Source organism: Butyrivibrio sp. WCD3002, from assembly GCF_000424265.1.
In the GTDB taxonomy this organism is placed as follows: domain Bacteria; phylum Bacillota; class Clostridia; order Lachnospirales; family Lachnospiraceae; genus Butyrivibrio.
The window spans coordinates 32,498-46,747 of sequence record NZ_AUJO01000001.1 but is presented as its reverse complement, the minus strand read 5'-3'; the positions used below and the strand labels follow the sequence as shown (position 1 = coordinate 46,747).

The following is a 14,250-nucleotide window of genomic DNA, read 5'->3' as shown; positions in this document are numbered from 1 at the left end:
ATCCTTTACTTATAAACGATTTCCCTTTGTACCACAAAGCTCATAAGGAACAAAAAGCAGTCAACAGGGATCTTTACATATAACTCCGGGGACCCGGGAACCATGCTGTGGAAAAAGCTTACCAGCGTTCCACTAAGAAGCATTATTATAACCGCCAGAATCACATAGCGGACAGCGGCTTGGGTCTTACTTCCCTTCCCCTTAAATACAACCTTGTAATTTATAAAGAAGTTGTATATAGCCGAAATAATTCGGGCAAGCACCGTGGACACCATGATATACCCAAATGGAATCCCCGATACGCCTCTGAAGATTCCGCAAAATATCGCAAACATCACCATATCAACAACGCTTGATGACAATGATGAAAAAAGGAATTTCAGGAATACCGCATAGATCATGGCAGAATCCTTAATGGGCCTAAAATGGCTGGTCCTGTTTTCCTCGATATAGATAGTCTTTATGGGTACTTCAACTATCTTAATCTCCTCTTCCTTAGTCATAAGGAGCATATTGGTCTCAAACTCAAACCGCTCTCCATTGCAGCTAAGGAGCTTTTCCATAAAGCTCTTTGAAATAGCACGTAGCCCCGTCTGGGTATCGCATACGCTGACCCCGGCCAGAATTGACATAACCTTGCTTGTAACTTTATTTCCAAAAACCGATCTTGCAGGAACGCCGGACTTATCAAAATCTCGAACTCCCATGATAAGCGCCTTCGGGTTCTCCCTCAAAGCCTTCATGCACTTTTTTATATCCTCTACGCTGTGCTGTCCGTCTGAGTCCGCTGTAACAACGCCCACAAGGTCTCTATATTCATTGAGGCAGTAATTAAAGGCATCCTTCAAAGCGCGGCCCTTTCCAAGATTAACCGCATGCCGCAGAATAACTGCATCAAACTCTATTTCAGCCTTTTTAAAATAGCCTCCGTACAATGAGACATCAGAGCCGTCATCATACACAATAACCGGCGAAGCGCCTGCACTTTTAAGCTCGGATAAAAGCTTTATCAGCTTCTCATCCGGTTCGTATGAGGGTATTATTACCGGTATTACTCCATTAGTCATGTATCAAAACTCCACCATTTGTTCTATCTATTTTATACACATATCCTGCGCTGAATTTCTGCCCATCCTTCATAAGAGAATCAAAAACCTTAAGGGATTCTCTCTCCTGTGGCTCCACATACAGATACTCCGCGTGTGAATTTACTAATTTTTCTGTCATGGAAGCCTCTGTATCATCATCCATCAGGGTCTCATAGATAACAGGCACAGGAGATGCTTCCTTGCTTAAATAGGTATCATGAACCCAGTGATTAAAGCTACTGCTTCTGACATTCAGGACGCGGTGACCCCACAGGTCCTCTCGTCCGTCTACGGTCTTAAGGAAATGAGCGGCGCCTTCATCTATCATATCAGAATTATACTGAACCTTCTCGGCTACGCTGTCCCTGTAGCCATAAAGGGCATAGGCCGTTCCGGTATAGTCAGCAGTAAGCAATATAAAAATCACTATAACTAAATATACAACTCCAAAATAAGACGAACCTAAAAGCTTAGCGCCAAATTTTAAATCAGCGCTCTTACCCTCACCTGCAACTGCCCACCTAAGAGCAGCCATAATCAGCAGATACATACATCCCAGTATAAACGGTGCGCCGTATCTGGCAATGGAATTTGTCATAGCAAAGGCATCAAGATACTGATCCTCTGACTGAAAAAGCGATACATGAGCCACAAAAATAAGGCCGTAGGTGATCACAAAGGTAAGTGCGAAAAATATTGAAACCGCCTTACTCTCACCCTTCTTAAATGCGCCCTTCTTTATCAGCAAAATTAAAGCTATCAGAATTATAATAAACATTCCGCCAATAGGCAGATCGAAGGTTATGTTGTGATCTGCGTGCATATGCATTGTCCAGAGTCCAAGGAAAAAGTATCTTGCCTTATCGGCCGCATTTGCAGGAACCGCATAGGAGCCTGTGGCCATCTTTATTCCTAGTCCCGTAACCTTGGCAACTCGCCTGTTTATGAGACAGAACATCAGCCAGCTTCCGTAAAAAGCTGCTGCAGGAACGGCTGCCTTGAAGATTCCAAAATCCTTTTTATATAATAGAAACCAGAAAATAAGGGCAAATACAGCCCATTCAATTCCCACGGATTTTGTTAGAAACAGCACTGATGTATATACCGCTATCCTGCCATAATAAAACAGGTTTGTGTGTCCCTCTCTGTCCCAGATTGCACACAGAACAGCGCCATACACAAGTCCCATGGTTATATCAGCAGGTGTTCCGTAAAATACGATTCCGTTAACTATACCGGGAATCATGAAAACTGCCACTGTAAAAAGTGCCGTAAGAAGCTTTTTTTCTGTCTTCTCCACATATTTAACAAGGGGAAGAAGCATGAGAAAGCTAAGCACATAGTATCCCGAAAACTGAAGTCCTTCTTTATATACATCTCCCGAAAGCTGTAAAAATATCCATTTAAACAGCGAGGTTACCGGCGGATAATCGCCAAATTCAGGAGAAACATTTCCATATTTACCGGGAAATCCCTTCAGGTAAAAAATCTGCTTTGCATCTGAGGACCAGAAATTGATGTCATCCCACCAGGAAAATACCTGATCCTTTGTAAGAATTGTAACCACCACTGACACTGCAAAAAATGTAAGCGTCGCAGGTGATATCAGCCGTTTACCAACCTCTGAAAGCAAAACCATCCGCCTGCTTTTTTCAGCTCTTGTGACCGCAAAAATAAACACAAGAAGAAAAATGCATGCCAGCGGAAATATCACAGGTAATGCATCAAAAAATCCGAGTATGTATAAAGCCAGGATCAGTCCTGCCCCGGTAACGGGCAGGACATCACACATGCTTTCATTATAGTGAATGGATAATGCAGCGGCGAATATGAAAAATGCCGCCATCAAAAGAAACCACATAAAATCGCTCTCAATCTGTTTATAGTTTAAAGAGGGTTCCGATTATACCTCTTCCAAGGCTGGCACCAAGATTGCCGCCGAGGGTCTTACCGAACTTACCAAAGCCGGAGCCCACTGATTTTCCGACCTCTCTGCCAACAGTTCCTGTAACTGATGAGGCAACGGCCTTGGCAGCGCGCTTTTTCGCATTTGCAGCCTGCTGCTTTTCTCTCTCTTCCTTCTTTGCAGCAGCGGCAGCTTCTCTCTCAGCAGCCTTTGCTGCGGCTGCTTCTTCCTTTGCCTTAGCCTTAGCTGCCTCTGCTTCTGCCTTTGCTTTTGCTGCTTCCTCGGCGTCGATCACGCCCTTTCTAAGAAGCATCTCGTAGGCAGAGTCATTGTCCACAGCTTTATAATATCTGCTGTAAAGAAGACTTCCCTTAATAGCATTGTCTCTTGCAGCATCATCGATTGTGCCAATCTTACTCTGAGGAGGCAGGATAAATGCTCTTTTTGCAATTGTGGGAATACCGCCCTCATCAAGGAAGGAAACAACAGCTTCTCCTGTTCCAAGCTCCATGATTACATCGAAGGTCTTAAAATCAGGATTCTCCCTGAAGGAATCAGCAGCTGCCTTAACAGCCTTCTGATCTGCAGGAGTATAAGCGTGAAGAGCATGCTGAATCTTATTTCCAAGCTGCGCAAGGACGCCGTCCGGAATATCTCTCGGATTCTGAGTGATGAAGTAAATGCCGACACCCTTTGAGCGGATGAGCTTAACCACCTGCTCTATCTTATCAAGCAGAGCCTTGGAGGTATCCTTGAAAAGAAGATGTGCTTCGTCAAAGAAGAATACCATCTTGGGCTTCTCAAGATCTCCCACCTCGGGAAGTGTCTCAAAAAGCTCTGAAAGCATCCACAGAAGGAATGTAGAATACAAAACACCGTTGTTGATAAGGCTCTCGGAATCAAGGATATTTATCATTCCTCTTCCGTTTGTATCTGTTGTAAACCAGTCTGTAAGGTTAAGTGCCGGCTCACCAAAGAAGTTATCCCCACCCTGAGTCTCAAGAGCTACAACGCTTCTGATGATCGCACTTATGGAAACAGGACTCATCTTGCCGTAATCAGCAGCATAGTCCTTATTATTTTCAGATAACTCATTTAAAAGCGCCTTCAGATCCTTTGTATCAAAAAGGAGCCACCCATTGTCATCTGCTATTTTAAACGCAATTGTGAGGATATCGGACTGAAGGTCATTAAGTCCTAAAATTCTTGAAAGAAGAATGGGGCCCATCTCTGTAATCGTGGTACGAAGCTGGATTCCCTTTTCTCCGAAAAGATCCCAGAAATTAACCGGGTATTTTTTATATTCATATCCTGTGCCAGAGAGACCAAATCGCTCAATTCTCTCTTCCATGCCACTGCCTTCACTTATCATACCTGCCAGGTCGCCCTTAACATCAGCAAGAAAAACCGGCACTCCCATATCACTGAAGGATTCTGCCAGGACCTTCAGGGTTACTGTCTTACCTGAGCCTGTTGCCCCTGCAATAAGCCCATGCCTGTTGGCCATTTTAGGAAGCAGGAATATTTCCTCTCCTTCCCCGGTCTTTGCCGCCAGTATTTTGCCATCCTTTACCATACCTATGCCCTCCGTTTATATTTTTAGCTTTTTTATGCTAATTTGATATACCCTATACCCTTCTAGTCTATCATATTTGCATGGAAAATGGGCGCAAAAAAGCCCTGCCCCTCTATATGAGCAGGCAGGACTTTTATCATATTACTTTATTGTGTCTTCATCCAGATATTCTTATTCTTGTCATTCGTAAGAAGTATCCAACCATAATATTAGAATATAATGCCCTTCGTCTGCGCCATCCCCCTTTCCAGAAATAATAAAAAGCTTTTCCAAAAGCCATATGGTCACATAACTATTTTATCAAAATAACCATATAGCAAACACAAAATAAAGAGGCTTTATAAAAAGTTAATGAATACGATATGTACAAAGTATTACTTACGGTCTTAGCTTTTGGGAAAACACCCGGAAATAAAAACTGGCAGACATACATAATGTCTGCCAGCCTTCTTCATCAATTTCTTGATTACTTCTTGATTATTTCTTATTAACAAGATCCTTAAGAGCCTTACCAGCCTTAAACTTAGGAGCGATTGAAGCAGGAATCTTTATGCTTTCGCCAGTCTGAGGGTTCTTACCTGTTCTAGCTGCTCTCTTAGATGTCTCGAATGTACCAAAGCCAACAAGCTGAACCTTGTCCTTCTTCTTAAGCTGCTTTGAAACAACATCAACGAAAGCCTTAACAGCCTTCTCAGAATCCTTCTTAGAAAGACCTGTCTCCTTTGCAATTGCTTCTACTAATTCTGTCTTGTTCATATTTTTTTCCTCCAAAAAATAAGAAAATTTAGCTACATTGACTATGTTAGCATTGAAATTATTGAAAAACAAGCCTTTTTTAGCATTTGAAGTCGAATTTTTCCCTATTTTATCGCTTTTTGGTGAAACTATTCAAAAAATAATCAGTATTCTTGTACAATTAAGCTATTGAAACTTTGAAAAAAGTAGTATTTATCACTCTTTTCCGCTCCAACAATATGTACAAAGCTTGCAGGGTTCAATGGGAATAGCCTCCACCATATCATCAAGTCTGTGATAATGAAGTGATGTAAAGTTAAGCTCCTTCCTGATTTCTTCAAGCATTGCCTCATACTGAGGTGAATCGGGATCTGTGTACTTTCTTACAGTCTCTTCTCCCGGCTTTGGATATCCCTCAAGTTTCTCAATAACTCTTCTTGTGATAAGCTCCATCTCAGAGTTGGATCTTGAGAAGTTAAGATACTTACAGCCGTAAATAAGCGGAGGACATGCAGGTCTTATATGAACCTCGCTGGCACCGCTCTTATACAGGAACTCTGTGGTCTCACGAAGCTGGGTTCCTCTTACGATTGAATCGTCGATAAGAAGAAGGCTCTTATTTTTTATGAGCTGATTGATTGGAATAAGCTTCATCTTGGCTATCAGATCGCGTCTTGCCTGAACTGTGGGCATAAAGGATCTGGGCCATGTGGGTGTGTATTTTACAAAGGGTCTTGAATAGGGGATGCCTGATGCATTGGAATATCCGATGGCGTGCGCAACACCTGAATCCGGAACCCCCGCTACAAGATCAGGGTGGAGACCTCTTTGCATATCGCGCTGTGCAAGCTTTTTACCACAGCCATATCTCACATCCTCTACGTTAAGTCCCTCGTAGGCAGATGCCGGGAAACCATAGTAAATCCAAAGGAATGTACAGATTCTCATCTCCTCGAAGGCAGGAGCAACTATCTCAACGCTTTCCGGAGTGATATAAGCTATCTCGCCTGGACCAAGCTCCCTGTAGGGATCGTATCCAAGATTTAAATATGAGAAGCTTTCAAAGCAAACACAGAAGCCCTCGTCCTTGTGGCCTATTTCCACAGGGGTTCTGCCGTATCTGTCTCTTGCTGCATAGATTCCATTCGGAGTCATAACCAGCATGGTCATGGAGCCCTTAATGATCTCCTGAGCATAACGGATACCCTCAACGATAGTAACCTTCTGGTTAATTATAGAAGCAACAAGCTCTGTGGGATTGATGTCACCACCACTCATTTCAAGGAAGTGGGATCTGTTATCCGCAAAAAGCTTATTGGTGATTTCGTCGATATTATTGATTTTTCCTACTGTTGTTATGGCATAGGTGCCGTGGTGTGAACGTACGATGAGCGGCTGCGGCTCGAAGTCAGAAATACAGCCAATACCAAGATTACCCTCCATTCGAAGCATGTCGTCCTCGAATTTAGGTCTGAAATAAGATCTCTCAATGTTGTGAATAGAACGGTCAAAGCCCTTCTTTTTGTCATATACCGCAAGACCTGCGCGGCGTGTGCCCAGATGTGAATGATAGTCGGTTCCATAGAAAAGATCAAAAACCGCACTCTCACGTGATGCTACTCCGAAAAATCCTCCCATAATGCCTCCTCTAAATCTTTGCTGTTATCTGTTTTTCAGTTCGGGATGCTCCTCATAAAAAACTTCCTTATCCAGATACATTGCTGCGTCAGCTATGCTCATGGCTTTTCTGATATCTCCGCCGATTGTCGCATAATAAGAACCTGCCGCACAGGTAATTTCATTCGGATAAGACATTTTATCCCTCAACCTCTCTACTTTAGCATAAAATGCCTCTTCATTGTCAAAAGAAATTACAGTAAATTCATCTCCGCCTGCACGATATACCTCATCACCGCGGAAAACCGAGGCAATTATCTGGGCACCATTAAGAAGCATCTGGTCTCCGGCCTCATGACCATATCTGTCATTTACTCTTTTAAGGCCGTTAAGATCAATGTAAACAACACCATAGGGCGTATGGGACAGATTAGCATCAACCACAAACTGATCCACGCGGTTATTCATGGCGTTTCTGTTGGCAACACCGGTAAGCATATCAAGGCTGCTCATTTCCTCAAGCTTTTTCATGAGGTTATAGGTTATGAGCTCGGACGTTGTAAAAAAAGATGTAAGCTCTATAAGCTCTTTTATCTCGGCAAGTCTCATGGTGTCAAAATTGACAACGTAAAGATATCCTATCGGTCTTTTGTTTTGGAACATAGGATAAAAGCAGATGCTGTAAACCTCTTCATGTCTGAGGCTCTTAACCCATTCAGGGTTTCTTTTTTCAAGAGCTGCCATATCGGCTTCCGTTGATACAATGACGCAGTTACTGTCGCCCACCGTATCTATCCATGAGGTTACAACCTCATAGGGGATCGTAGGCAGGATTTCTCTCATGGGCTTATAGCCATCCATGATACTCTCACTGAGAACCGAGACCTTTTTAATTTCTTCCTGAAGGCCGATTACAACGCATCTTTCTGCATCGCTCTTTTTTCTGAGGTTCTCCGTAACACTTGAAAGCGCAACAAGGAAATTATCCGCGGACCTGAAAATAGCACAATTCTTGATAACCTCTGCTGCGGTATCAATATTTACATTGGCAAGCCTGTCGGGATCGGGATCCTTGGTAAACTCAAACATAAACTGACAATAACCGTATTCCTCATCCTGAACAAGGGGAATCAGTATCATATCGGTCCATGACTCCAAAGCCTTAGTCTCAACATAAGTGTGCCTGGGCTTTCCCTCTATTGCCGTATCGTAGACAAACTGGTCAAATTTCCTGTCCTTTGGCACAAGGTCACTGTAAAGCATATTGTCATGATATCTGTCTTCACCCATTGACTTTTTGTACATGTCATTGGCACAGACTATCCTGATCTCACCTATATCATTCTTATCCTTTTTTATGGACATGACACAGCACGCTTTATTTACAAGATTTACATATCCCTGAAAGTCCATATTCCGCCCTCATAATTTATGGAAATTCTCCGGTCATCTATATTATAAAAACCCGGCACAGCTTGCGCCATGCCGGTAATTTTAGTAAGACTTCTCTATATAGGGAGGGAAGTTTTACAAAATGTCATTCCTCTTTACATACGCAGGCGTAATAGAATCTGATACCAGCTTTTTGACATTCTTTATATCAGCCCACTTATCGATTACAGCATTCTCGATATATACGCCATCTGCTATATCTGAATAAGCAAGTATGATTGAATTTTTAACTATCGCTCCCTTACCGATGTGAACATTACGTCCAATAATTGAATTCTCAACAGTACCCTCAATAAGACATGCATTACATATCATCGAATTGGTTACCTTTGAACCGTGGAAGTACTGTGACGGACATGCATCCGTAGTCCTTGTGTAGAAGGGCCAGTCTGCCTTAAAGAAATCCGTCGATGTTGAGTAATCAAGCAGCTCCATGTTTGAACGATAATAATCATCCAGACTTGTTATAGCTGCGAAGTAACCTTTGTGCTGATATCCTCTGATATCAAGATCGCTGCACTCGAGACCGATCATATCTGCCAGAGAATATGCAGAAGACTCTCTCTTAGCCTTCTTAATAAGATATATGAACATCTCCTTGGACATTACATAAGTATCCATGCTGATAAGCTTATCCTTTGCAGTGCCCATGTTGCGCTCAATTTTCTGAACGCCCTTCTGCTTGTTAAGAGTGATGCAGTTACAGCCTCTGAAGTACTCTTTTGCCTGATCAACCTTGTGGTACAAGACAGTGACATCCGTTCCGGAATCAACATGCGCATCCAGAAGTTCCTGGAAGTTCTGTTTGAAAACCATGTAGCTGGGTGCTATAACAACGTAGTCCTGATGCATACGCTCAATCTGCTCAATGTTCTCAAGATATCCGTTGATATCTGTGTTGTAGATTGAGCTTGCACCGTTGTTCTGTGTGAACATCATCTGTATACCGCCCCTCTTGGAGTTGATGTTGTAATGACGGCCGGAACCGATATGTTCAACGATAGAACGTGGTCTGCTGTTAAGGTAAACATGAATTCTGTCGAATCCACTGTTACTGAAATTGGAAATAGGGAAATCGATCATACGAAAACGTCCAAGGAACGCAAACGCACCTATTGGTCTGTAATCATGAAGTCCCTCTACTCTTATATAATTTGCTGCTGAATTTATAACACCAAAAGCTTTATTCTTTGCCATTTTTATCCTCCCCCTTCACATTCTTTGCTACGAGAAGGATTTCCTCGCTCTTACTGCTTCCAACCCTGGCATCCTTACCGATCTTTACATTGTCGGCTACGAGTGCCCTTGTAACAGTTGCCCCTTCAAGCACTGTTACTCCCGGCATCAGTACAGAGTCAACGACTTTAGCGCCGGGTGCGATCTTTACATTAGAGAAAATAACAGAGTTCTTAACCTCTCCGCCAATGGCAGCGCCCTGGTTAATATATGCCCTGTCTACCTTTGCTGTCTCAGCAATATAAGCAGGTGTGATTCCTGTATCCTCGGAATAAATCTTCCAGGATGTATCATCCAGATCAAGCTCATTCTCACTGTCCAGAAGATCCATGTTAGCTTCCCAAAGGGAATCGATAGTTCCAACATCCTTCCAGTAGCCTGAGAATTCGTATGCGTAGAGAGCCTTGCCCTCACTCAGCATTACAGGTATGAAGTCCTTACCAAAATCATGACTGGAATTGGGATTCTTCATATCCTCAATAAGCATCTTCCTCATGGTCTTCCAGTTGAAGATATAGATACCCATTGAAGCCAGATTGCTCTTGGGCTTAGCGGGCTTTTCCTCAAACTCGATGATCATATTATCTTTACCGGTATTCATGATACCGAATCTGCTTGCTTCCTTAATAGGCACTCCGCGCACCGCGATAGTTGCGTCTGCCTTATTTGCCTTATGAAATGCCAGCATCTTGTCATAGTTCATCTTATAGATGTGGTCTCCTGAAAGTACCAGAAGATACTCAGGATCATAAGCATCGATAAAGTCGATATTCTGAGAAATTGCATCAGCTGTTCCGCGATAAACGTCCAGACCTGAATCAGCCTTTTCTCTAGGCGTAAGAACAAATACACCACTGTCCTTGGTGTCCAGTCCCCATCTTCCGCCTGCCGCAACATAACTGTTCAGAAGCACTGACTCGTACTGAGTAAGTACTCCTACAATGTCGATTCCGCTGTTTGCGCAGTTACTCAGCGGAAAATCGATGATTCGATACTTACCACCGTACGCCACAGCCGGTTTGGCAACCTTGTTAGTAAGGTCATGCAATCTACTTCCACGACCACCGGCTAGAATCATAGCCAACATATTGGTTTGTGCCATATTGATTACCCCTCTTTGAATATATAGAATTTAATGTGCCTGTGTTCAGAATAGACCTTAACACTTTCCCCTCACATCATATTTCTATTCTAAAGGCTAAACAGTGATAGCGCAAGAATTAAACAGTTATTTTGCTCGATTTTTGCGCTATTTTTTGAAAATTTATCTTCTTATATTAAATAAACTTGCAATTATATTTTGAAGATATAAAAAGCAGCCATATTTTGAAAATGGTTATCAAAATATGGCTGGATCAATTTACTTCAGTTTTTCTGATTATTGATGAAACATAGGCATCAACTGGATTTTATGAAGGTTTATTCTGTGAAGTCGCTCGATCTTTTCCTTCTTGGCCTGATCCTCGCAAACGCCTGTAAAAATATAGGTATCGAGCTCGTCATAGGTAAAACCAAGCTTGTCCTCATCCGACATTCCGGAAAGTCCGTCTGAAGGTGTCTTATGAATTAGCTCAGATGGAAGTCCCAAAGCATCACCTATCATGCGCATCTCTGTAACCGTAAAATCAGAGCAGGGACTAAAATCTCCGGCAGCATCGCCGTACTTTGTGGAGTAACCTACATAGTCCTCTGATTTATTGCAGGTATTAGCAACTCTTCCGCCTCCCGGAAGTGACTGTGCGATTGCATAGAGCGTAGTCATTCTGATTCTTGGCGGAGTATTTATTCTTGCATCCCTTGAAAGCTCTGCGCCGCTTTTTTCAAGAGCTTCATAAAATTCCTCCGTAGCAGGCTTTATATTAACTATGAAATGCTTTATATCAAGAAGCTCTGCAACGCGCTTTGAATCGTCTATATCCTTCTGCTCTCCGTCAGGCATAAGTACGCCCACAACTCGGCCTTTTCCAAGAGCCTTCACAAGGAGAGCCGCAACAATTGTTGAATCCTTGCCGCCGGAAAGTCCGATAACAGCGTTGGCGCCGCTTCCGTTTTCCTCAAACCACTGTCTTATCCATGCTACTATTTCATCAATCTTTTTCTGAGCATCAAAATTCTTGAGTGCTTCAATCATTGTGAATTTCCTCCTAATTATTCCCAGCTGATGTTCTCTTCAACTATCTGCACGAATTTCTGAAGTCCCTCTGCGTCTGTCTCATCAAAGCGCTCTTTTATGGGGCTGTCGATATCAAGAACGGCAACGATCTCTCCGTTATGATGGATCGGCACAACGATTTCTGACTCCGATGCGCTGTCGCAGGCAATGTGTCCCGGGAACTGATGCACATCGGGAACAAGCTGCAGCTTATCTTCAGCTACCGCGGTTCCGCAAACTCCCTTTCCTACCGCAATATGTATGCAGGCAGGTTTTCCCTGAAAGGGGCCAACCACAAGCCTTCCGTCTCTCATTATATAGAAGCCGGCCCAGTTGAGCTTTTCCATTGTATCCATTATAAGTGCGGAGAGATTGCTCATGGCAGCTGTGTACCAGGGCTCCTCCTCCAGCATTCCTTTAGCCTGCAGTGCCAGTAAATCATAATCTGTTCTCTGTGTTAATTCTGCCATTATGTAAGTATTCCTTTCGCCATTTAAGTAAAGTGATTAAGTCATTAACAATAATAACACTGAATGTATGGCTAATACTATCTTTAAATAGGATTTCACAGTTTATCCATGAAATGAAAAAACAGACAAGCTCTGAATTGTTCAAAGCCTGTCCGCTAATTCTTTTCATAATATCAGCCTATATCCGGCTCATCCTTAAGAGTGATGATATCTTTAACCTTACCCTCAGTCTCAAACATGATTATCTCGTTCTTTCCCTTTTTGATAAGGGGTGCCGGGATATAAAGTCTCTTCTGAGGACCAATCTCCCAATATCTTCCAAGGTTGAAGCCGTTTAAGAAGGCGCAGCCCTTGCCCCAGCCCTCAAAATCAAGGAAGGTGTCGGTGCACTCATCTGCTTCAAAGGTAAATTTGTAGAATGCAGGTGTGCCCTCGATATAATCCTTGGAGAAGTCTACCTTATCTATGTTATCAAGAGGAAGTGTATACATATCCCAGTTATTGTGCATGTGGCCGTTTATCTGAACGCATTGACCAATACCCTTTCTCTGATGCTCCATTCGGGGGCCAAAATTAACTCTTCCCATGTTCTCAACAAGAATATCAAGATCCTTACCTCTCTGGGAAAGCTTCATCTGCTCCTCCAAAGGAAGTGCCATAGCCTTTGCGATTTCCTCATCCGTAAGGATTTCTGCCTCTTTTGCAAGCTCAAGGTCGTAAAGTGTTATAAGAGGCTTTTTGTCCACAAGGATATTTGCCCTGTCCGCAGTATCCCAAAGACGGATCTTAGCAATAGCATCCTCAGTTTCAAGAGTAGAATGGTAAAGTATATATCCGTAGTTCTGATCAAGCTTTTCCATGCTGACAGGATATACACTGCTTGTTTTTTTACTGATGTCATCAAGTACAGAGAAAAGACTAACCTTTTCCTCGCACTTAAGCTCGCCGTAGGCACCTCTTTTTATGACTGATTCTGAAAGCTCGGGAACCTCGGGGATCTCTGTATATTTGGAAATTACTTCCTTATATCTGCGATATTTCTCTGTGATCTGACCATCCTCTGTAAGGATTCCGTCGTAGTCATAGCTTGTAACATCCGGGGTAAGCTCGTCGTAGTAGTTAGATCCGTTCATGAAGCCAAAGTTTGTACCACCCTCGAACATGTAAATATTGACGTTACCAAGCTCAAGCATCTTATCAAGATCTCTTACGCTCTCTTCCAGATTACCGGTCATGTGACCACCGTTTCCCCAGTGGTCAAACCAGCCAACCCAGAACTCAGCACACATAAGAGGGCCGCCATTAGTATAGTTTTCAAGCACCTTAAAGCGCTCTTCTGTTCTTGATCCAAAGTTTCCTGTGGGATGTGCACCTTCTATAGAACCGCCGTTCAGGTTCTCCGGGAAAGGTCCATCACTGGTAATAAGAGGTACTGTGACGCCGTGCTTTTTCATGATATCCATCATGCGCTGCATATAGCTCTTATCGTTTGCATAATAGCCATACTCATTTTCAATCTGCATCAGGATCACGTTGCCGCCGTTATCAATCTGATACTTTGTGATGATGGGCATCAGAACATCATAATAGGCTTCAACTTCCTTCATGAAGGGCTCGTAATTAACCCTGAGCCTCATGCCGTCTTCCTTTAAAAGCCAAGCCGGAAGTCCGCCAAATTCCCACTCTGCACAGATGTAGGGCGAGGGACGAAGTATCAGCTTAAGGCCAACCTCATCGGTAAGCTTTATGAAGCTCTCAAGGTCCAGCATTCCTTCAAAGTTGAATTCGCCTCTTTTAGGCTCATGCATGTTCCACGGAATATATGTCTCAACGGTGTTTCCACCCATTGCTTTCAATTTTAATAATCTGTCTCTCCAATACTCTGGGACAGTACGAAAATAGTGAAAAGATCCTGAAATTATCTTAAATGGTTCTCCATCAAGGTAAAACTTGTCTTTTATTTGAAATCTACTCATAATTTAATAATTCCTATTCATTAAAAAAAGGGGAATACCAGC

11 protein-coding genes are annotated in these 14,250 nt (G+C 42.9%); all 11 read right to left on the bottom strand.

Annotated elements, in window-relative coordinates:
• Positions 1–5: 5 nt before the first annotated feature.
• On the bottom strand, positions 6–1,067 hold the full coding sequence (locus tag G608_RS0100205) for a glycosyltransferase (protein WP_026494296.1): 1,062 nt from the start codon (positions 1,065–1,067) through the stop codon (positions 6–8).
• Entirely contained in the window at positions 1,060–2,949 is a 1,890-nt protein-coding gene (locus G608_RS0100200) for a hypothetical protein (protein ID WP_026494295.1), read from the bottom strand. Before G608_RS0100200 ends, G608_RS0100205 begins: the two co-directional genes overlap by 8 nt.
• A gap of 19 nt (positions 2,950–2,968) precedes the next feature.
• Positions 2,969–4,570: a helicase HerA-like domain-containing protein gene (locus tag G608_RS0100195; RefSeq protein WP_026494294.1), complete on the bottom strand. Its 1,602-nt coding sequence runs from the start codon at positions 4,568–4,570 to the stop codon at positions 2,969–2,971.
• Positions 4,571–5,047: 477 nt separating this feature from the next.
• Positions 5,048–5,326, bottom strand: a complete 279-nt coding sequence (locus G608_RS0100190; protein ID WP_026494293.1) for an HU family DNA-binding protein — start codon at positions 5,324–5,326, stop codon at positions 5,048–5,050.
• Between the two features lie 195 nt (positions 5,327–5,521).
• Positions 5,522–6,943 (bottom strand): amidophosphoribosyltransferase, encoded by a 1,422-nt coding sequence (locus G608_RS0100185; RefSeq protein WP_026494292.1) that lies wholly within the window; start codon positions 6,941–6,943, stop codon positions 5,522–5,524.
• Between the two features lie 24 nt (positions 6,944–6,967).
• Complete coding sequence (locus G608_RS0100180; protein WP_026494291.1) at positions 6,968–8,335, bottom strand: GGDEF domain-containing protein; 1,368 nt, start codon at positions 8,333–8,335, stop codon at positions 6,968–6,970.
• Between the two features lie 114 nt (positions 8,336–8,449).
• The gene (gene glgD / locus G608_RS0100175) at positions 8,450–9,571 is read right to left on the bottom strand and encodes a glucose-1-phosphate adenylyltransferase subunit GlgD (protein ID WP_035794228.1); all 1,122 of its coding nucleotides are present in this window, start codon (positions 9,569–9,571) and stop codon (positions 8,450–8,452) included.
• Positions 9,558–10,712: a glucose-1-phosphate adenylyltransferase gene (locus G608_RS0100170; protein ID WP_026494289.1), complete on the bottom strand. Its 1,155-nt coding sequence runs from the start codon at positions 10,710–10,712 to the stop codon at positions 9,558–9,560. The genes glgD and G608_RS0100170 overlap by 14 nt, the downstream gene beginning before the upstream one ends.
• Positions 10,713–10,988: 276 nt before the next feature.
• The gene (gene nadE, locus G608_RS0100165; RefSeq protein WP_026494288.1) at positions 10,989–11,741 is read right to left on the bottom strand and encodes an NAD(+) synthase; all 753 of its coding nucleotides are present in this window, start codon (positions 11,739–11,741) and stop codon (positions 10,989–10,991) included.
• Positions 11,742–11,758: 17 nt separating this feature from the next.
• Complete coding sequence (locus G608_RS0100160) at positions 11,759–12,232, bottom strand: GAF domain-containing protein (RefSeq protein WP_026494287.1); 474 nt, start codon at positions 12,230–12,232, stop codon at positions 11,759–11,761.
• A 173-nt stretch (positions 12,233–12,405) separates the two neighbouring features.
• Complete coding sequence (locus G608_RS0100155) at positions 12,406–14,208, bottom strand: glycoside hydrolase family 35 protein (RefSeq protein WP_026494286.1); 1,803 nt, start codon at positions 14,206–14,208, stop codon at positions 12,406–12,408.
• Between the last annotated feature and the right edge of the window lie 42 nt (positions 14,209–14,250).

What these genes read in the sequence shown, in the direction of transcription:
- G608_RS0100160 (WP_026494287.1), bottom strand. Translation starts at nt 12,232, where the DNA reads ATGGCAGAATTAACACAGAGAACAGATTATGATTTACTGGCACTGCAG.
- G608_RS0100170 (WP_026494289.1), bottom strand. Translation starts at nt 10,712, where the DNA reads ATGGCACAAACCAATATGTTGGCTATGATTCTAGCCGGTGGTCGTGGA.
- G608_RS0100185 (WP_026494292.1), bottom strand. Translation starts at nt 6,943, where the DNA reads ATGGGAGGATTTTTCGGAGTAGCATCACGTGAGAGTGCGGTTTTTGAT.
- G608_RS0100205 (WP_026494296.1), bottom strand. Translation starts at nt 1,067, where the DNA reads ATGACTAATGGAGTAATACCGGTAATAATACCCTCATACGAACCGGAT.
- G608_RS0100200 (WP_026494295.1), bottom strand. Translation starts at nt 2,949, where the DNA reads ATGTGGTTTCTTTTGATGGCGGCATTTTTCATATTCGCCGCTGCATTA.
- G608_RS0100155 (WP_026494286.1), bottom strand. Translation starts at nt 14,208, where the DNA reads ATGAGTAGATTTCAAATAAAAGACAAGTTTTACCTTGATGGAGAACCA.
- G608_RS0100195 (WP_026494294.1), bottom strand. Translation starts at nt 4,570, where the DNA reads ATGGTAAAGGATGGCAAAATACTGGCGGCAAAGACCGGGGAAGGAGAG.
- G608_RS0100180 (WP_026494291.1), bottom strand. Translation starts at nt 8,335, where the DNA reads ATGGACTTTCAGGGATATGTAAATCTTGTAAATAAAGCGTGCTGTGTC.
- G608_RS0100190 (WP_026494293.1), bottom strand. Translation starts at nt 5,326, where the DNA reads ATGAACAAGACAGAATTAGTAGAAGCAATTGCAAAGGAGACAGGTCTT.
- glgD (WP_035794228.1), bottom strand. Translation starts at nt 9,571, where the DNA reads ATGGCAAAGAATAAAGCTTTTGGTGTTATAAATTCAGCAGCAAATTAT.
- nadE (WP_026494288.1), bottom strand. Translation starts at nt 11,741, where the DNA reads ATGATTGAAGCACTCAAGAATTTTGATGCTCAGAAAAAGATTGATGAA.